This window comes from Mesorhizobium sp. M8A.F.Ca.ET.202.01.1.1, assembly GCF_004791595.1.
Taxonomy (GTDB): domain Bacteria; phylum Pseudomonadota; class Alphaproteobacteria; order Rhizobiales; family Rhizobiaceae; genus Mesorhizobium.
Genome location: NZ_SRUN01000005.1, coordinates 306,191 through 325,479 on the forward strand (window position 1 = coordinate 306,191; position 19,289 = coordinate 325,479).

15 protein-coding genes are annotated in these 19,289 nt (G+C 60.8%); 8 read left to right on the forward strand and 7 right to left on the reverse strand.

Going from position 1 to position 19,289, the window contains the following annotated elements; translation table 11 throughout:
* Together EN845_RS14480 and EN845_RS14485 are read right to left on the reverse strand one after the other, a co-directional pair.
* Positions 1-1,260 carry a glycosyltransferase gene (locus tag EN845_RS14480; protein WP_167531362.1) on the reverse strand — a complete coding sequence of 420 codons (1,260 nt, stop codon included), beginning with the start codon at positions 1,258-1,260 and terminating at the stop codon, positions 1-3.
* Positions 1,261-1,395: 135 nt separating this feature from the next.
* The gene (locus EN845_RS14485) at positions 1,396-2,307 is read right to left on the reverse strand and encodes a hypothetical protein (RefSeq protein ID WP_127870449.1); all 912 of its coding nucleotides are present in this window, start codon (positions 2,305-2,307) and stop codon (positions 1,396-1,398) included.
* A gap of 138 nt (positions 2,308-2,445) precedes the next feature.
* Between EN845_RS14485 and EN845_RS14490 the strand changes: the two genes are divergently transcribed.
* Positions 2,446-4,254, forward strand: a complete 1,809-nt coding sequence (locus EN845_RS14490; RefSeq protein ID WP_245511742.1) for an ABC transporter ATP-binding protein — start codon at positions 2,446-2,448, stop codon at positions 4,252-4,254.
* Here the strand turns inward: EN845_RS14490 and EN845_RS14495 are convergent.
* Positions 4,251-5,099 carry a class I SAM-dependent methyltransferase gene (locus tag EN845_RS14495; RefSeq protein ID WP_127870448.1) on the reverse strand — a complete coding sequence of 283 codons (849 nt, stop codon included), beginning with the start codon at positions 5,097-5,099 and terminating at the stop codon, positions 4,251-4,253. The genes EN845_RS14490 and EN845_RS14495 overlap by 4 nt on opposite strands.
* Positions 5,096-6,226, reverse strand: coding sequence for a glycosyltransferase family 4 protein (locus EN845_RS14500; protein ID WP_127870447.1), 1,131 nt, complete (start codon positions 6,224-6,226; stop codon positions 5,096-5,098). Before EN845_RS14500 ends, EN845_RS14495 begins: the two co-directional genes overlap by 4 nt.
* Before the next feature lie 238 nt (positions 6,227-6,464).
* Here EN845_RS14500 and EN845_RS14505 point away from each other — a divergent pair, with 238 nt between their 5' ends.
* The 4 genes from EN845_RS14505 to EN845_RS14520 all read left to right on the forward strand — a co-directional run bounded on the left by EN845_RS14505 (position 6,465) and on the right by EN845_RS14520 (position 12,229).
* A complete protein-coding gene (locus EN845_RS14505; RefSeq protein WP_127275383.1) occupies positions 6,465-7,745 on the forward strand; it encodes a nucleotide sugar dehydrogenase in 1,281 nt (426 codons plus the stop codon).
* A gap of 200 nt (positions 7,746-7,945) precedes the next feature.
* Positions 7,946-8,740 carry a class I SAM-dependent methyltransferase gene (locus EN845_RS14510; protein ID WP_127275382.1) on the forward strand — a complete coding sequence of 265 codons (795 nt, stop codon included), beginning with the start codon at positions 7,946-7,948 and terminating at the stop codon, positions 8,738-8,740.
* Positions 8,741-8,813: 73 nt separating this feature from the next.
* Complete coding sequence (asnB, locus tag EN845_RS14515; RefSeq protein ID WP_127870446.1) at positions 8,814-10,784, forward strand: asparagine synthase (glutamine-hydrolyzing); 1,971 nt, start codon at positions 8,814-8,816, stop codon at positions 10,782-10,784.
* Between the two features lie 176 nt (positions 10,785-10,960).
* The gene (locus EN845_RS14520; protein WP_127870445.1) at positions 10,961-12,229 is read left to right on the forward strand and encodes an O-antigen ligase; all 1,269 of its coding nucleotides are present in this window, start codon (positions 10,961-10,963) and stop codon (positions 12,227-12,229) included.
* Between the two features lie 51 nt (positions 12,230-12,280).
* Here EN845_RS14520 and EN845_RS14525 read toward each other — a convergent pair whose 3' ends face one another.
* The 3 genes from EN845_RS14525 to EN845_RS14535 form a co-directional block, all read right to left on the reverse strand.
* A complete protein-coding gene (locus EN845_RS14525) occupies positions 12,281-13,042 on the reverse strand; it encodes an alpha/beta hydrolase (protein WP_348631097.1) in 762 nt (253 codons plus the stop codon).
* 63 nt (positions 13,043-13,105) lie between these two features.
* On the reverse strand, positions 13,106-14,593 hold the full coding sequence (locus EN845_RS14530) for an NAD-dependent succinate-semialdehyde dehydrogenase (protein ID WP_127870443.1): 1,488 nt from the start codon (positions 14,591-14,593) through the stop codon (positions 13,106-13,108).
* Positions 14,594-14,610: 17 nt separating this feature from the next.
* A complete protein-coding gene (locus EN845_RS14535; RefSeq protein WP_127870442.1) occupies positions 14,611-15,837 on the reverse strand; it encodes an iron-containing alcohol dehydrogenase in 1,227 nt (408 codons plus the stop codon).
* 156 nt (positions 15,838-15,993) lie between these two features.
* Here EN845_RS14535 and EN845_RS14540 point away from each other — a divergent pair, with 156 nt between their 5' ends.
* From EN845_RS14540 to EN845_RS14550, 3 genes are read left to right on the forward strand one after another with little or no spacing between them, the layout of a single operon-like run.
* Positions 15,994-16,695 (forward strand): GntR family transcriptional regulator, encoded by a 702-nt coding sequence (locus EN845_RS14540; protein ID WP_127275482.1) that lies wholly within the window; start codon positions 15,994-15,996, stop codon positions 16,693-16,695.
* An 11-nt stretch (positions 16,696-16,706) separates the two neighbouring features.
* On the forward strand, positions 16,707-18,299 hold the full coding sequence (locus EN845_RS14545; RefSeq protein WP_127870441.1) for a sugar ABC transporter ATP-binding protein: 1,593 nt from the start codon (positions 16,707-16,709) through the stop codon (positions 18,297-18,299).
* The gene (locus EN845_RS14550; protein WP_127870440.1) at positions 18,287-19,285 is read left to right on the forward strand and encodes an ABC transporter permease; all 999 of its coding nucleotides are present in this window, start codon (positions 18,287-18,289) and stop codon (positions 19,283-19,285) included. The genes EN845_RS14545 and EN845_RS14550 overlap by 13 nt, the downstream gene beginning before the upstream one ends.
* Positions 19,286-19,289: the final 4 nt, after the last annotated feature.

The window sequence follows — 19,289 nt, forward strand, 5'->3', positions numbered from 1 at the left end:
TCAGCCCACGAGATAGAGGCGTTCATATGCGTCGACCATAGCTCCTGTCGAATACCGCTCGCGCATCATCCGTTGCCTAAATTCCCGGTCGGCTGTCGGCTCCGGCAATCGGTCGAGAACGGCTAGAAGCCCGCGAGCCAGATCGGCAGGGTCACGAGGTTTCACCAATACACAACCCGGCATACCGGAGATAGCCTCCGGATTTCCGCCGACATTGGTGGCGACAACAGGAAGACCCGCCGCGAGCTTTTCCATCAGGGCATTGCAAAAACCTTCCTCATGGGAGGCGATCACGCCAACATCCATGCCGGCGAGCAATTCCGGCACCTCGCTCTGTGATCCCAATGCATGGACTTTCGATCCGACGCCGAGCCGCCGTGCCTCTTCCGCCAGGCCCGGCCCGATGCCTCGGTCCTGTCCCGCCATGAACAGCTTCAGATTCGGCCGGCTTTCGCTCGCAAGAGCGAATGCTTGAATGAGATCCCTGTGCCCTTTGTATGGGATTAAATTCGCGACTATGATGATGCCGACTTCGTCCTGGCTGAGGCCGAGCCGCCGCCGGGTTTCGTCCCGGCGATGGACGATGTCATCGAAGCGGCTGAGATCGAGACCGTTCGGGATCACCCTTATTCTGTCGATATCATAGGCGTCGCGAGCCGCCATATCGGCCGCGACCGCATGCGAATTCGCGACCACCACATGGGAAAGCCGATTGGCGATCCGGTCCATTCGCTTGAGCCTGGGCCACCGTTCCTGATGGTTGCCGAGACCGCGTCGCGACGTGATGACAAATGGCGCCAGCGCAACCCGCCCCGCCAAGGCGCCCAGGAAATTGGTCAGCGGCAGGAAGGCGTGGACCACGCGCGGCCGGGTCAAGACGATGCGCAGGACAAGCGAAGTGACGGCTGCGCCGAGAACCAGCATCGCCTTCACACTCGGGCGCCTCGTCGGCGCCGCGCCCGACTTGGCACCCACTTTGGCCACTGTCGGCGACGCAGGTAGGGGATTCGGCCGATGAAGTCCGTACAATACCCGGATCCCGGCGCGATTCAGCGTCTCCGAGAGAACACCTCCTTGTGAAAGCGCAAAGACTTCTACCTTCCAGCCGCGCTGCTTCAATTCCTTGGCAAGCAGCACGAGCTGGCTCTCGGTGCCGCCCAGGTCAAGCGTTCCGATGACAAAGAGTACTTTGCGACGAGGCTTTCTAGCCAGTGCGGCAGAAGGCCCGGCAGCCGACTGTTGGCCTTCAGCATCAGTCATCGGAAATTTCTCTCGCAGCGTCATCCGCTCCGCCGCCTTTCCTCATTGGTCGCCGGTTGCCGCTAGGCGCAGCCGCTTGCAAGCGGAAGCCTCTGCGAGGCGATGGCTTATAGAAATGGTCACGAGCAAACGAAATCAAGAGGACCGAGCAATTCCGCGAACCCGCTGCAGCACAAGCCGGCCGCGTCCTAAAAGAAGATACTGGAGCAGAATGCCGATGGTGACGAGTAAAATACCAATGGCAAGGAACGCAAGCGGCGGAGCCCATTTCAGGCGTTCGAACTTTGCCTCGTACGCACGCACGCCGTTGAAGTCTTCGGCAGTTCCGAGCGGTTGCCAGTCCTGACCATACGCCCTTCTTAGCAAAGGCAGCATCGGCCCGAATTGCGCGTAGTACGTGTCGATGATCGACGGGTCTTGTTGTACATCCTCAAGCGAGTGAGGAACGAAGACACCATAGTCGGAATCGAGAATGTTGCCATTTGACTCAACTACAGTGTGCTCGGGGGCACTGTAGATCGTCGCTTCGATGCCCTGATCGGCAAGGACAGAGTAGACGATCTTCGAAACCTGGGAACAGAACCCATAGCCCCGATCCAGTGCCTTTCGGGGACTTACAAATTCATAGTTCCCCAGGTTTTCCCGATATTCCGAAAGAAAGCTGAGCATCCAGAGCAAGTAATTGTCGAAAACCCCGATCCGGGTGTAGGACGCATCGGCCTCCGACCAGCGGTCACCTTCTGTCCAATAGTGTACCATTCCACGCGCGACCGCCGTTGTCAGACGCTCAAGATATGGCTGCATCGGCTCACCCGTGCGGCGATAGAGATCATCAACGTCCGCAACTCTCTGTGCAAACCCCAGTGGCCCCTCAATTGCCGAAGCAGGTGGTGCCGGGTAGGCGCTGACCAATCCGAGCGGGTATGCCGACACAAAGAACAGAAATGCCGTCCCCACCCCTGCCGAGAACACGCCGAGTGCACGAAGCAATGCCGCAATTAAGGCCAGCCGCTGCCTTCGATCCCGAATCTTTATAGCGTCACCCATGATTGAAGCATATCACCTCACCGCAATCACGGTCTCTGGCCCATACGCGCAGTTGTGGACAGGTCACCTTCGCGCTTCTGTGATAAAGTTGCCAGCGGGCATCTGTTGTGACTTGTCGTGGAGCGCCGAACGTGTGCATTGAGCGCTCTGAATGCGGACATCGATTTGGCATTGAGCGGAAACCGAAACTCGGGCAGCACTCTCGACACACTGCGACGCTTGTGGCGGCAGGTATCGAAGCCTAGACAAAGGCAGTTTTTCGGCCTCCTTGTCTTGATGATGTTCGGAGCACTTGCGGAAGCCGCTACGCTTGGTGCCTTGCTGCCGTTTCTTGCGCGCATCGCCAATCCCGAGGCGGTTGGCGGCCAGTCGTTCCTCGCTCGCCAGCTTGCCGGCTTTCGGCTGACCAGCTCTTCAGACAGCCTTCTCGATTTGACGATTCTGTTTTCGGTGGTGGCGATCATAGCCGGCGCCGTGCGCATATTCCTTGCCTGGGCCACGAACTCTTATGTCTTCTCGCTGGGACATGAGGTGGGCGTGAAGGTCTATGACCAAGTACTCCGCCAACCCTACAGCTACCACGTTTCGCGCAATTCCAGTTCGGTGTTGGCCGCGCTTCGCCAGGTTCAAGCCATTACCGCGGGTGTAATGCTGCCCCTGTTGCAATCGATCAGCGGCATAATCATCGGCGTCTTCATCGTCGCTGCCCTTTTTGCTCTGAGTTCTTTCATCACCTTCGTTATCTTCGCGGGCCTTGGGGCGGTCTACCTCGCCGTGTCGCTCGTCATCCGCAAGCACCTCAAGAAGAATGCGCAAATTATCGCCAGCGCGCAGGCGGAAGGCATCCGATCTGTCCAAGAGGGACTGGGTGGCATCCGCGATGTTATCATCAACGACACCCAACCGTATTTTCTCTTGCGGTACACCGAACTCGATTTACGCCTGCAGCGCGCGAATGCAATGAACGCGCTTGCCGCGGGCGCTCCGCGTTTCGCGATCGAAGCTGCGGGTATGGTGATCATCGCGGCGCTTGCTTACTTCCTCATCACCCGCTCGAACGATGCCGGCCAGGTTCTGCCGATACTTGGAACATTTGTCCTTGGAGCGCAGCGTCTGCTCCCATCCATGCAGCTTGTATACGGCAATTGGGCCCTGATACTGAGCAATCTTGCCGGCGCCGAAGTCGTGCTCCAGGCGCTCGAGGCACCACTCGGCCCAGAGTGGAACCAGCCGCCGCCTAAGCGTCTCCCATTCGATCGAGCGATCATGCTCAAAGATGTGTCGTTCCGTTACGCTTCTGACCAAGCGCCGATACTCGAGCGATTCAATCTCACGATCTCGAAAGGAAGCAAGGTCGGGTTCATCGGCAAGACGGGCAGCGGCAAGAGCACGACGGTCGATCTGATAATGGGTCTGCTCGAGCCGACTGGCGGAGTGATCGAGATCGACGGGCAGCGGCTGGACGGAACCACACGGCGTGCCTGGCAAAGACAGATTGCCCATGTGCCGCAAAGCATCTTCCTGGCGGACGCCTCGATCGCCGACAATATCGCCTTCGGCATCGATCCCGCCAACATCGACCGCGACCGCGTGCGCAATGCAGCGCAGCAGGCCGCACTGGCGGATTTCATCGAAAGTTTGCCGCAAGGCTATGAGACGCGGGTCGGCGAGCGTGGTGTCCGTCTATCGGGTGGTCAGCGCCAGCGCATCGGCATCGCCCGGGCGTTGTACAGACAGGCTTCCGTGCTCGTCTTCGACGAAGCCACGAGCGCGCTCGACACGGAGACCGAGGCCGCGGTCATGGAGGCGATCCGCGAGCTGCCCGCCGGCCTGACGGTGCTGATCATCGCGCACCGGCTCACAACAGTCGAAAATTGCGACGAGATCGTCACCCTCGAAAACGGCCGGCCACATATCTGGACGAGAGCCGGCGGACAGACCGCTTAAAACGACTTGCTCCGTTTGGGCGGCCGACTGTTCGGGCTCCGGAAGAGGAACTCCGTGCATGCCTCACCCGTAGATATCCTGACGAGCTCGAAATCGAACCGTTTCTTCAGGAAATCGATCACCGCCTGGTCGTCGGCAAACTCCATAGGCCAGCCGCCCAGCCAGTCGCGGATGTCGGTCATGTAGCTCATGCCGCGACCTTTTTTCTTTTGATAGATCTGCTTCACGAGCAAGGGCAGTTGAAGTGGATTGCGACCGAGCCCGAAGCGCCAGATGTACCAGTACTCCATCCACCGCCTTTGGCGAGGGTTGGCGCCGTTGTATCGCCGTTTCACGTCGAGCCAGAATTGCGCGGAGGGCTTCACGACATTCGACGAATAGAGAGCGATGAAGAATAGACCGCCGGGGGCAACCGTGCGCGCCGCATTTTCGATCGCCTGCCACATCGCGCCGGTGTGGTGGAGCACGCCCCAGGAATAGACGAGGTTCCAGGTGCCTAGCTTCTCCATATAGTCGGCGTCGAGCACGTCGCCGCGTTCGACGATCCAGTTCGTCGGCTCACCCGCCAATTGCCGTAACTTGCCGGTTGTGCTTACCGAGAGGGGGTCAAAGTCGAAGGACTGTATCCTATCCGCTTTTGCATCGAAGGCGGCAAGCGAGTGCAGCCCGCTGCCGCTGCCGATATCGAGGAAGTCGAAGCCTTCGAGGGTCTGCTTGCCGAGGAAGGACAAGAGCTTCTCCGCCGCCATGCGGCGGCGTTCCGCCGAGTAGTGCTTGTCGATGAACGACGCCCAATTGGCTCCGAACTCGTATCGGTTCGACGATGGATTTCCCGCGAACGTCATTCTGTGGCTCGGTGCCGGGCTTCGATGATTTCCATCATATGAGCGGTAACTTTCCGAATATCATAGCGCTCTTCCGCGATCGATCGACTGTTTTTGCCCATGCATTCGGCTTCACCTGGGTTGTCGATCAAGCGGATCATGGCTTCCGCCAAGCGGGGCGCGGCGCCGACCGGCACCAGCAGGCCGCTCACGCCGGGAACGATCGGCGCGCGACAACCCGGCGCATCTGTCGTGATCACCGGGCGCCCCATTGCCATCGCCTCCAGGACAGATCGCGACGTACCCTCGCGGTAGGATGGAAGCACGAAGATACGCGAATCGGCGATCACCCCGCGGACGTCTTCCACAGGCCCGTGATAGCGGATGGTTCCGTCCGCGACCGCTGCCTCAACTTCCGATACCGGAAATCCCGCGGGATTTGGATCCGTATCGCCGACCAGGTCGAAACGGGCTTCAGGTCGAATTGCCTTAACCAGCCTTGCCGCACCCAGATATTCGCCGAGGCCTTTGTCGCGAAGCAGGCGTGCGATCATAAGAAATCGCGGCTTCTCTGGTAATGGCGCAACCTTGAATCGATCGAGATCTACCCCTGAACCGTTGGCTACATTGGCTGGTGTACGTCCGAGCAGTCCCAGACGACCGAAGTCATTCCGGTCATCGTCGTTCTGGAAGGTGGCCGTGGTGGCAACACGCAGGCTCGCGGCATAAAGAAGCCGGGCCACCGCATTGACCATCCTCCACCGTAGAGATTTGTGACGGTCCGTGAACGCATAGCCGAGGCCCGTGACAAGCGCGTGCCGGCGCGGTACCCCCGCAATCAGCGCCGCGGGTATGCCATAGACGATCGGCTTGATCGCACAGGTTAGCACGGCCTGGGGTTTGAGCTCTCGTAGCTTCCTGCAAAGACGAAAAGCCAAAAGCGTATCGCCGAATGGCGCAATAGCCGCACGCTCCATAGGCAATGGATGAAAACGGATGCCGTTCTCGGTCAGCCAACGAACGGTCATGGCATCGACTGGCGCCAGGGCATGCACTTCGTATCCGGCGGCGCGCAGCGCAAGCAGAAGATGTCCCCGCGTGGTTGCAAGGGATCTTGGTTCGCTCACGACAACAACGATGCGATCCATGCATTCAGGTTCTTGGCTGACTGGTCCAGACCATTCGGCTCTTGTAGGGTCTTGAGGCTCGAAACCCAATCCTGCCGCATCTTATCCACAACATCGAGCGCCACGAGACGATGGCGACACGCGCATCGATCAGGCGCTATTTTGAGTGGAGAGTTCCCACTTCGCAACTACACATCGTTGAATTGGCGTGCAGCCTGCCATACAAGCGCTGGACATAAGTGACTTAGGAACTCCGCCGATGTCCGAACGCATCGCCGTTATCGGTCTGGGATATGTCGGCCTGCCGGTAGCCGTCGCGTTTGGGAAGGTTTTCCCGGGCACCATTGCTTTCGATATAAGCGAAAGCCGGATTGAGGAATTGCGTCGCGGCGTCGATCGCACCGGAGAGGTCGACACGGCGGCGATCAAGGAATCCTCGATCGCGCTTACGACCGACCGAGAGATGTTGAAAGGCGCGACTTTCTTCATCGTTGCCGTGCCAACGCCTATCGACATCAACCGTGCTCCCGATCTTTCGCCTTTGAAACTGGCATCGGAGCTTGTCGGTGAAGCGGTGAGCAAAGGCGCCGTCGTCGTTTTCGAATCGACGGTCTATCCAGGCGTGACCGAGGAATTTTGCGGGCCGATCATCGAGCATATATCCGGCCTGCGGCATCCTCATGACTTCGCGCTCGGCTATTCGCCTGAAAGGGCGAACCCAGGCGATCGGGAACACTCGCTGCGGCGAATCATCAAAGTCGTCTCCGGTGAGAACGCAGAGACGCTGGAGCGCGTAGCCAGCGTCTATGGGAGCATCATCGATGCCGGCGTCTACCGCGCGCCGTCGATCAAGGTGGCCGAAGCGGCGAAGGTCATCGAGAACACACAGCGCGACCTCAACATCGCGCTGATGAATGAACTGGCAATGATCTTTGAACGGCTTGAGATCCGCACGCAGGATGTCATTGATGCCGCATCGACAAAATGGAACTTCCTCCCCTTCAAGCCGGGCTTCGTCGGCGGTCACTGCATCAGCGTCGATCCGTATTATCTGACTGCCAAGGCGGAGGCCGAAGGCTACCATCCGCAGATTATCCTCGCCGGACGCCGCATCAACGACGGCATGGGAGCCTTCGTTGCCCAGCAAGTCGTCAAACAGTTGATCCGCTCGGACATATCAGTCAAAGGAGCTTCCGTCGGCATTCTCGGACTGACCTTCAAGGAGGACGTTCCGGATTTGCGCAACAGCCGCGTGTTCGACATGGTCAAGGAACTGAGACAGTTCGGCATCGTGCCCAAGCTTCACGATCCCCTTGCCGACGCCGAATCCGCTCGACGCGATCACGGCGAAACGATCCTGCCGCTCGATGAGATAAGCGATTTGCAGGCGCTTGTCTTGGCGGTACCGCACAACGTCTATCTCACCAGTGAGAGAGCGCGTCTTTTTCAAATGATCAAGCAGGGCGGGACGCTGTTCGACATCAAGTCTGCCATCAAGCCGAATGAAATCCCTGACAATTTAAAGTATTGGAGTCTGTAAGGCTCGGCCTGAATTCAACACTGGGATCTACCGTGAGGTTAAGCAGGCCGATTCTGACCACTGACGCAGCCGGTCTTAGAGGATTCCATCTCCACAAGAGGCGGGCGTGGCTCGACCGGCTGAACGCATTCGTTTCGGGACTTCTATCTGGCATCAGCTAAAGGCTTCGGTCATTCGGAAAGGGCGACGGTGGGAAGCTTATGAACGCGCGTTATGATTTCGGCCGCAACTGGTCCGAGCTTGCCGCGCGCTTCGAGGACGAGCATCTGGATCGGGCTTGCGAGGATCTTCGCCGCCTGGTGGGCGATCTGGAGGGGAAGACATTTCTCGACATGGGCTGCGGATCGGGCCTGCATTCAGCGGCCGCTCTTCGGCTGGGGGCAGCGAAGGTTCACGCCGTTGACTATGATCCGGGTTGTGTCGAAACGACCAAGGCCGTGCTTTCTCGCTTCGCGCCGGAAGCCGAATGGAGCGTGGAGCGTGCCGATATCCTCGACAGGGCGTCGCTTCCGACCGGGACGTTCGATGTCGTCTACTCGTGGGGCGTCCTGCATCACACGGGCGACATGTGGGCGGCGATCAGCAACGCAGCCGGCCTCGTTGGTCACGGCGGAAGATTTGGCATTGCGATCTACCTGAAAACGCCACTTTGCGGACTGTGGACGGTCGAAAAAAGGCTCTACTCCTCTCATCGCTGGCTGCGGCCTCCGGTCAAAGCGCTGTTTGTCTCGGCCTACATGTCGGCGAGAACGCTGCGCCATCGGGACACGATCTCGTTTGTAAAGAACTATCGCGCGCGCCGAGGCATGGAATTCCTGGCGGATGTCGACGACTGGCTAGGCGGCTATCCCTATCAATCCACCTCGGCCGAGGAGTTGGAGACGTCAGTCGAAAAACTTGGGTTTCGCACGAAGCGGCGCTTCAATGCAGTGCCTGGAATTGGCCTCTTCGGCACCGGCTGTGGTGAATGGTGTTTCGAGCGAATGGATTTATAGCCGCTGGTTTCCTCCTCTGATTTCGCGGCACAGAGAGAAAGAACCGAGCCTGGTCATTGGAGAGTAACGCCGGATGTGCGGTATCGTCGGCATTGTGGGTGGAGCGGCCGCGACAAGCAGCGGCCCCTTCAGCGTGCGCCGCATGGCGGACATGATCCGGCATCGCGGACCGGATGGCGACGGCATCTGGACTGACGCCGAGGCCGGGGTCGCGCTCAGTCAGCGCCGACTGGCAATCATCGACCTGTCATCGGCCGGCGCGCAGCCGATGATTTCGCACAGCGGTCGCTATGTCATCGTCTTCAATGGAGAAATCTACAATCACGGCGAGATGCGGACGCATCTCGATCGGGACTTCGGCGCTCATGCATGGCGCGGTCATTCCGACACCGAGACCTTTCTGGCTGCAATCGAGGAGCTTGGAACCAACAAAGCGCTTGGACTGGCTGTCGGCATGTTTGCTTTCGGCTTGTGGGACCGCAAGGAGAGAACGCTCGTCCTCGGACGTGATCGCCTGGGGGAAAAGCCGTTATATTATGGCCGGATCGGCAAGGCCTTCGCGTTTGCCTCGGAACTCAAGGCCTTTCAACCGCTGCCGGATTGGCGCCCGGACATTGACCGGAATGCGCTGGCTTTGCTGATGCGCCACAATTACATCCCCGCGCCTTACAGCATTTACCAAGGCATTCGGAAATTAAGACCCGGCCATCTCCTCGTCCTTTCCGACCCGATGCGTGAGCCACATGTCGAGAGCTATTGGAGCGCCAGGGAAGCCGCTGAACAAGGCCAGCGCGACCCTTTTCAAGGGAGCCCCGAAGAGGCGGTCGACGAACTCGAACGTCATCTTCGCCGCGCCCTCGAAGGGCAGATGATCGCTGACGTGCCGCTCGGCGCCTTCCTCTCGGGCGGCATCGATTCTTCCGCCATCGTGGCGGTCATGCAGTCGATCAGTTCGCGACCGGTACGGACCTTCACGATCGGATTTGACGAAGTCGGCTACAACGAGGCGGGCCATGCCAAGGAAGTCGCGCGCCACCTTGGCACCGACCATACGGAACTTTATCTCAGCGAGCGGGACGCGCTAGAGGTTGTGCCCAATCTGCCCGGCATTTATTGTGAGCCCTTCTCCGACTCCTCGCAAATCCCGACATTCCTCGTCTCCAAACTGGCGCGTGGCAGCGTTACCGTGGCGTTGTCGGGCGATGGCGGCGACGAGCTGTTCTCCGGCTACACGCGCTACGCACTCGCCGATGCGTTATGGAACAAGCTTTCCCGCGTCCCGATGGGGCTGCGCCGCGCGTCGGCCAGCCTGGCGACACTGCCCTCGCCCGGTCTCTACAACAATGTCGCGGGTGGGATCATGCCGCTTCTGCCGCAGCGCCTGCGCCGCGAGCGCGTCGGCGACAAGATCCACAAGGCGGCGTCGGTTCTTTCATTGCGAACAATGGACGATGTCTACCGCCGCCTCTGCTCGCATTGGGAAGCGACCGAAATCATCCCGGATGCGGACGAGCCGCCCACCATGCTGACGGGATTGGAGGCGCTTCCAGCGCTGCCGGGCAACGTCGAGCGGATGATGTACATCGATATGATGAGCTATTTGCCGGACGACATCCTGGTAAAGGTTGATCGCGCGGCAATGGCAGTCAGCCTCGAGACCCGCGTGCCGCTGCTTGACCACCGGCTGATAGGCTTTGCACTTTCGCTGCCGCTTTCCATCCTGCGAGCCGGCGACCAGACAAAGTGGCCGCTCAGGCAACTGCTTTATCGACATGTTCCGAAAGCGCTCGTCGAACGTCCGAAAATGGGCTTCGGCGTGCCCATCGACACCTGGCTGCGCGGCGCGCTTCGCGAATGGGCGGAGGCGCTGCTCGACGAGCGCCGATTGCGGGAAGACGGGTTCTTTCGAGCCGATGCAATCCGGCGCGCGTGGTCTGAACACCTCTCCGGACACCGTAACAATCAGTATCTGCTTTGGGACGTCCTGATGTTCCAATCCTGGCAGGAAGGAACCCAGGGAGCTTCATCGGCGGTCGCGGCCTGAACAGGCATCAGGGCCAGGTTTTTTCACTCGCGCAGCCGGATCGGGAGCGAGACGGTCCCGCACTATCAGATACCTGAGCAAGCAGCTATACGGGTTCGAGGACAGGGGCGAAGCACGGGTGAGCAAGGATCGTTCGAACGATTCGCACGCGACCCGGAACATTGCGAAGCAAGGCATTGAACTCGTTTACATCGCTGCGGCGCCACCTGACGGCAGAACAGGTCAACCGTGGCTTCTCGATCATCTGCTTCTTTTCGCCGCCAGTGCTCGGGTCGGTGGTGAGCTTCGTATTTCATGGTGGAGCGTTCTGGTCGGTGGTGTTGCTGGTCGCCAGGCGACGCCGCTTGAACATCGACCGGCCGATGCTCGCCATGACCCTTGCGATCTATGCCTATTGCGCGGCGATGGTCCTGGCATCGATCGTCAACGGCACCCTGCGGGCTGATGTCACGCACTTCCTGCCGCTGATCACCTTGTTGGTGTTCCCGATCTCCTATTCGACCTGGAGCATCACCGACAAGGCGACGCTTGCACGCATTGCTGTGCGGGCCAGCGCGGCAGCATGTGGCGGAGCGCTGGTGCTGACCATTGTCCAATATTACTGGATCGGGATGCTGAGAGCCGAAGGAGGGGCTGGAAATCCGATCGTGTTCGCGACGGTCACCTGCCTCGCCGTGATGATGTGCCTTGCGGGCGCTGTGTCAGGAATAGAGAAAGCCTGGAAGACACTCACCGTCGCCGTACTCGCCGGCGCCGTAGCGACCGTCTATTCCGGCTCGCGCATGATCTGGGTAGCCTTGCTGATCGCCATTGTCGCCGTCCTTGTGATCAATCGCCAGAGATTCACGCGATCGAATATGAGGCGGTTGCTGGTGATTGCGGGCGCCTGCTGCCTGCTCACCGCGGCAATCACCTCTCCAATCATCGTAGGTCGCACTCATTTCCTGTTCGATGACTGGAACGCCCTCGCCACCAAGGATGATCATTCCACTCCGCTCGGGCTACGCGTTGGGCTCTGGGACATTGGGATGGATGCATTTCGCGAAGCGCCATTTTTCGGCCACGGCATGTCCGCCAGCCGGGCGATTTCACAGCAGGGTTTCAAAAAGCAATTTGGGGTGAGCCAGGGCTTCAACCATTTTCACAACGGCTTTCTGACAGCCTTGGTGCAGGCCGGACTTGTTGGCGCGTTATCATTGGCGGCGATCTTCATCGTCGCGATCTGGAACGCAACGAGGGTTCTTCGCTTCAGTGCCGATCCGTTAGAGAGGTTCGGGGCGACCATGATAGTGGTCGCCGTCATCGTATACCTTGTTGGTGGCCTAACAGGCATCCTTGTCGGCCACGACATTCTCGATTCAACGCTAATGATCTTCCTGATTTCGGGCACATACCTGGCTTGCGGACGAACCGTTTCGCCGATCCGTGAAAGTCAGACGACATAACGGCTGCCGCGACGGCAGGCCCGTGATGTTCTCGCGGGCCGCGTGTCGAATTTATGCGGCCACGACGACGTGGTGAAGCCAGTCGCCCGCGATTGTCCCGCGCAGCCCTAAATCACGTACGCTGTCCATGTGGTTGCGCGCCGTGAGCACGCCCATCGATACACTCAGGTCCTGCCCTATCAGACGATCAGCAAACAATCTGGCTTGCAGGTGAAACGGCTGTGTTTCCCGCTCGCCGACCAACATCCTGACTTTTGTCCGCGAAGAGTGGGATTTGCTTATCGGCGAAAATGCCGCAACTTCCGCGTCGGTCAAGCCTATCAAAGGCTCGAGGAAGGAATGCTGAAGAGGCTTCAAATCATACAGACCGCCGAGCAGAAGTGCCGCCGAGGGGGGATGTGTCGAATCCTCGTTGAACAAAAAGGTCGCCAGATGCGCGCCGGCGGAATGGCCACTGACGCTTAGCCGACCGGGATCGCCGCCATGGCTGGCGATATTATCCTGCACCCATTGCCTCGCGCGCCGGACCTGGTCGACGATTGCCGCCATCCTGACGGCAGGCATCAGCGCATAGTCGATCACGACCGCGATTGCCCCTGCGCTCGTGACCGTTTCGGCAACGTAGGAATAATCGCTTTTGGTGAACATGCGCCAATAGCCGCCATGGATGAAGATGTGCACCGGGAGGTCCTTGCGCGGTCCCTCCGGAAAGAACAGGTCGAGGCGCTCGGCCTCGTGCGGACCATAGGCGACATCCGCCAGCATAGGCAGCGAAGCCCGCGTCGCAGCGCTGCGGGCGACGATATCGGCCACGATGTCATCGAAATCGGCAACGTGGTCGCGGGTGCGAAAAGGATCCTTCGACATGGCGTCCGCTCAAAAGGTTACAGCGATGTATTTGGCCTCCATGAACTCGGAGATACCGTGGTGCTGGCCCCCTTCCCGTCCTAGGCCGCTCTGCTTGACTCCGCCAAAGGGCGCGGCGGGATCCGACATCAAGCCGCGGTTGAGGCCGATCATGCCGGCCTCGATCTCCGAAGCAACCCGCATGCCGCGCGCCACATCGCGGGTGTAGAGGTAAGCGGCAAGGCCGTATTCGGTGTCGTTGGCGTGGAGGATGGCCTGTGCCTCGCTCTCGAAGCGGGTGATGGGCGCCACCGGTCCGAAGATTTCTTCATGCGCCATGTCAGCGTCCGGCGAGACTTCGGACAAGACGGTCGGAGGATAGAAAAAACCATCTCCCTCAAGCACCGAGCCGCCGCACAGCACCTTGGCACCCCGATTGACCGCGTCCTTGACCAACCGGTCGATCTTGTCGACCGCCTTCTTGGTGATCATGGGTCCACATTCGGTGTCCGCCTTGGTGCCGGCGCCGATCTTGAGCGCGGCCATGCGCCGGGACAGGCCGTCGGCGAACGCATCGTGGATGCCCGACTGGACGTAGATGCGATTGGCGGCCGTACAGGCTTCGCCGGCATTGCGCATTTTGGCGATCATGGCGCCATCGAGGGCCGCATCGAGATCAGCATCGTCGAAGACAATGAAGGGTGCATTGCCGCCGAGTTCCATGGAACAGGAAATCACATGTTTGGCGGCCCCGGCGAGCAAGGCCCGGCCGACCCCGGTCGAACCGGTGAAGGATAGCTTCCTGACGCGCGGATCGGCCAGCATGGCCGACGTCAGGGGGCCTGGGGTCGACGTCGTCAGCACGTTCACGACACCGTCCGGAACGCCGGCTTCGCTGTAAAGCGCGGCCAGCGCATAGGCCGTCAGCGGCGTCTCGCTGGCCGGCTTCAAAATGACCGTGCAGCCCGCCGCGAGGGCCGGTGCGATCTTGCGTGTCGCCATCGCGGCAGGGAAATTCCAAGGTGTGATGAGGACGCAGATGCCGATCGGCTGGTAGTCGACCACGATCCGGTTGGTCCCGGACGGAGCGGTGCCAAACTCACCGGTGATGCGAACAGCTTCTTCGGCGTTCCAGCGGAAGAATTCGGCCGCGTAAGCTACCTCGCCGCGCGCGTCGCGCAGGGCCTTGCCGTTCTCCAGCGAAATCAGCATGGCAAGCGTCTCCGACCGCTCGACCATCAGTTCGAAACAGCGCCTGAGAATCTCGGAGCGTTTGCGTGGCGCGGTCTCACGCCACCCCTTGGCGGCTTTGGCCGCTGCCTCGACCGCAGCGGTGGCGTCCTCCAGGGTCGCATCGGGAACCGCCGCGATCACCGCCCCGGAGGATGGATCGGTGACCTCGATGAGCCTGCCGTCGGCAGACGGCAGCCATTGTCCGCCGATATAGAGCCGGTGCGGGAAACCTCGCACATCGTAGGGATCCTGATCGAGCTGGAAGGCATTGTAAGGAAGGTTCATCGTCTTGTTCCTGACGTTCACATGGCGCAGGCGGTGAGATCGCCGTCATAGGCCGCCTGGACAAGGCGGCGCATGGCGGCGAGGTCGAATGGGCGCGGGTTGTTCTTGATCAGACGATCGATGCCAAGCGCCTGCTCGGCGGTCCAGTCGAGCCTGTCGGCCGGAAGCCCCAGACCGGCCAGCGTCGGAGTGATACCGATCGCGGCGAACAAGCGTCTGATCTCCTCGATGGTCGCTTCCGCCATTTCGTCGGCGCCACGACCGTTCGCCTCAAGGCCGAGAGCAATCCCTATCTCGGCGATTTCCGCCGCGGCCACACGGCTGTTGTAGCTCATGACATAAGGCATCATCGTCGCCACCCCCAGCCCATGCGGCGTGTGCGTGAGCGCGCCGGCCGGGTATTGCACCGCGTGCGCCGCCGCCGTGCCAGCAGTGCCGAAGGCGCAACCCGCAGCCAGCGCTCCCATCATCACGTCGGCGCGCGCCTCGGCGTCATCGCCGTCGGCGCACGCCTTCTCCAGACTGCGGCCGAGCAGTTTGACGGCCAGCAGCGCGAAATGATCGGTCAACGGCGTCTTGCCGATGAAAACGTGGCGCTGCGGCAGGCTGAAGTCACCGTCCCGACGCATGGCCGTGAAGGCCTCGATCGCATGGGTGAGCGCGTCGGCACCGGCGATCGCGGTCAGGCCCCGCGGACAGGTCATTGTCAGTTCGGGGTCGCAGATGGCAACCGCGGCAATGAGATGGGGGCTCGATATGCCTACTTTGAGCGTCCGGTCCGGATCGGATATCACCGCGACGGGCGTCACCTCCGATCCTGTGCCGGCCGTGGTCGGTATGGCGATGAGCGGCAGCGTTGGTCCCGGGACTTTGAACTCGCCATAGTAGTCCTGCAGCTCGCCACCGTGGCTGATCAGCAAGGCGGCGCATTTGGCGAAATCGAGACAGCTGCCGCCGCCGATGCCGATCACCATGTCGGGTCGGACGCCCCTCGCTTCCTCGACGCAGACCGCCACCGAGTCGCGCGGCACGTCAGGGAGGACACCGTCGTGAACCAGCACGTCGACCGACGCTGACTGCAAGGATTCCATGATTTCGGCAAACACCGCCGTGCCGGCGAAACGCTCGTCGGTGCAGACCAGGGCGCGTCGGCCATGGCGACAGGCCACGGCTGGCAGTGCATGACGTTGCCCCTTTCCGAATAGAATTTCGCGTGGGAGCCGGAGGGCTGTGAGAAGGCTCATGACAGGCTGCATCCTTGAGGGTGTCGGAGAAACTCGCATTGCAAAATCCGCACCGAAGGGGTCCTGAACTGAACGGCGCCGATAAAATCGTATAGGATATAGTATTGCATCGGTCAAACCCTCGTGTTAGCAGTCTCCCCTGTCGAGAGGCGAAAGATGCAACCTGTCAGTTTGAGCAATAATGGTGAGACGCCCACGGGAGCGGGCCGCATCCAGCGCGCGAGCAGCCTGGCCGAGGACGTTTACGAGGCCATCTTCGCGCAGCTGATGTCGCTGAAGATCGCGCCCGGTTCACGCATCACCGTCGACAATCTGGTCAAGGAATTCGACGTTTCCCATACGCCGATCCGCGAGGCGCTCGGGCGTCTGGAAGGCGAAGGCCTGGTTCTGAAAACGCATCTGATCGGATACCGCGCCGCACAGCAGATCACCCGGCGCCGTTTCGACGAATTGTACGAAATGCGTCTCCTGCTCGAACCGCACGGCGCGGCGAAGGCCGCCGCCGCGATGGACGAGGCCAAACTCGGCACACTGCTTGAGGCGGCAGGCGTGATGTCGCGCCGCGAAGGCAAGGACGAGCGCCTGCGTTATTCAAACTTCGCCCGGCAAGACGCGATTTTCCACGACAAGATCATGGAATATGCCGAAAACGAGCTCATTCGCGAGACGCTGGGTCATCAACACACCCACTTCCACATATTCCGCCTGATGTACCACTCCCGCGTCACCGAGGAGGCGCTGGACGAGCATGAGGCGATCCTCGCCGCGTTCGGCTCAGCCGATCCCGATGCCGCCGCGAAAGCAATGCGCGCCCACATCGAGCACTCGCGCGATCGCCTGCTGCCGGCCTTCGATTGAGGCCTGAACGAATGTCCATTACCGCCAATATTGCCGCAGAGCGAGGACGTGCGCTGCCTGGCGGCAACGCGCCCGCGGCCGCGGAGCCGGTGCTACGCGCTCAGGGTCTCTCGAAACAATATGGGCCGGTCACCGTGCTCTCCGACGTGACGCTCGACATCCTGCCGGGCGAGATCCATGCCATTATCGGCGAGAACGGCGCCGGAAAATCCACACTGATGCGGCTGCTGTCCGGCTATGCCGAGCCAACCCGTGGCACCTTGTCCATGGCCGGTCGGCCGGTGACGTTCGCCAAGCCCGACCAGGCCCAGGAAGCCGGCATTGCCCTCGTCCACCAAGAGATCCTGCTCGCCGAAGCACTTACGGTGACGGACAACCTGTTTCTCGGCCGCGAGCTTTCGCGCCGCCATGTCATGGACGACCGCGCCATGCGGGGGCTGGCAGCCGAAAAGCTGGCGCAGATCGGCTGCCCGGTCTCGCCGACCGCGCTGGTGCGCGACATCTCTCTGGCTGACCGCCAACTGGTCCAAATTGCCCGTGCCCTGCTCGACGATTACAAGGTCGTGATCTTCGACGAGCCGACCGCCGTGCTGACCGGCGCGGAAGTGGATCGGCTCCTCGAAATCGTCCTGCAATTGAGAGCCCACGGCACAGCCGTCCTCTACATCAGCCATCGGCTGGACGAAGTGCGGCAGCTTGCCGACAAGGTAACCGTGCTGCGCGACGGCAGGATGGTCGGTACCTATCCGGGCACCGCCCTGACGCAGATGGACATGGCGCGGCTGATGGTCGGCCGCGAGCTTGCAGCCCTCTATCCGCAGAAGAGCACACCGTCCAGCGAGCCTATGCTGAGCGTAAAAAACGCCACCGTCCCGGGCTACGCCGAGGATGTCGCTTTCACCCTCCACAAGGGCGAAATTCTTGGCTTTGCCGGCATGATCGGCGCGGGCCGCACGGAACTGTTCGAAGGGCTGGTAGGCCTGCGGCCGGCCCATGCGGAGATCGAACTCCGGGGACGACCCGTCCGGATCCACTCGCAACGCCAAGCGATCGACGCAGGCATCGGCTATCTGACCGAGGATCGAAAAAGCAAAGGCCTGCTCCTCGATGAGCGCCTGGCGCCCAACCTGACGCTTTCGGCATTGGAGCGGTTTCATCCCACACTGCTTCTCGGCAGAAGCCGCGAAGCGGCCGCACTGGCGGAGGCCGTCCGGAGCTACGACATCCGGCTCAAGACCCTTGGTGTCAAGGCGGGGCAACTTTCCGGCGGCAACCAGCAGAAACTGCTGCTCGCCAAGGTGCTGCTTACCAATCCCTCGGTGGTCATCATCGATGAGCCGACCCGTGGCATCGATATCGCCAACAAGGCTCAAATCTACGCCTTCATTCACGCCATCGTTGGCAGCGGCAAAGCCTGCATCGTCATCTCGTCGGAAATGCAGGAGCTGATCGGCATCTGCAATCGCATCCTCGTCATGCGTGAGGGCCGTCTGACCGGCGAACTCCAGGGCGCCGAGATGACCGAAAGCAATGTGGCGCTCCTGGCGACAAGCGGCCCGAAACCGAGGCCAATGGCCAAGGGAGGAACAGAATGGCTGTCATGACCGGATCCCCATCCACGCATCGCGCCGGCGATTTGAACATCACCTGGACCGACGTGGGCCCCTTCCTGGCATTGGCCGCCCTGCTGGTGGCCGGCTTCCTCATCAATCCGGACTTCCTCTCCGCGACCAATCTCGCCAACGTCATCACCCGCAGCGCCTTCATCGCCATCATCGCGGTCGGTGCGACGTTCGTAATCTCGTCGGGAGGGCTCGATCTCTCCGTCGGCTCGATGGCCGCCTTCGTCACCGGCATCACCATCATGTTCATGAACGCCGTGGCGCCACACGCTGGCCTGTGGGCGATACCGGCTGGAATGCTCGTGGCGATCCTGGTCGGCCTGCTGTGTGGCCTCGCCAACGGGCTGATCGTCACCATAGGCCGGATCGAACCGTTCATTGCGACGCTCGGCACAATGGGCATTTTCCGCGCGTTGATCACCTATCTGACCGATGGCGGCACGATACCGATCGACCGGTCGCTGCGCGAAGCCTATCGGCCGGTCTATTTCGGCACCGTCGGCGGTATACCGATTCCGATCCTGATATCGGTCGCCGTCGCCGCGATTGCATCGTTCGTCCTCTACAAGATGAAGTATGGGCGCAAATGCGCCGCGGTGGGCGCAAACGAGGACGTCGCGCGCTATTCCGGAATCTCCATCATCAAGACGCGCACCATCGCTTACATCGTCCAGGGCGTCTGCGTGGCCATCGCCGCGATCTGTTACGTGCCGCGTCTGGGCGCCGCAACGCCGACCACCGGACAGCTCTGGGAACTGCAGGTGATCACCGCCGTGGTGATCGGCGGCACGGCGCTGCGCGGCGGCAAGGGTCATGTCTGGGGGACCGTCGCCGGCGCTGTCATTCTGGAGCTGATCGCCAACCTCATGGTGCTGTCGGATTTCGTCTCCGAGTATCTGGTCGCAGCGGTCCAGGGCGTCATCATCATCATCGCGATGCTCATTCAGAGGTTTTCGAATTCGAAATAGCCCC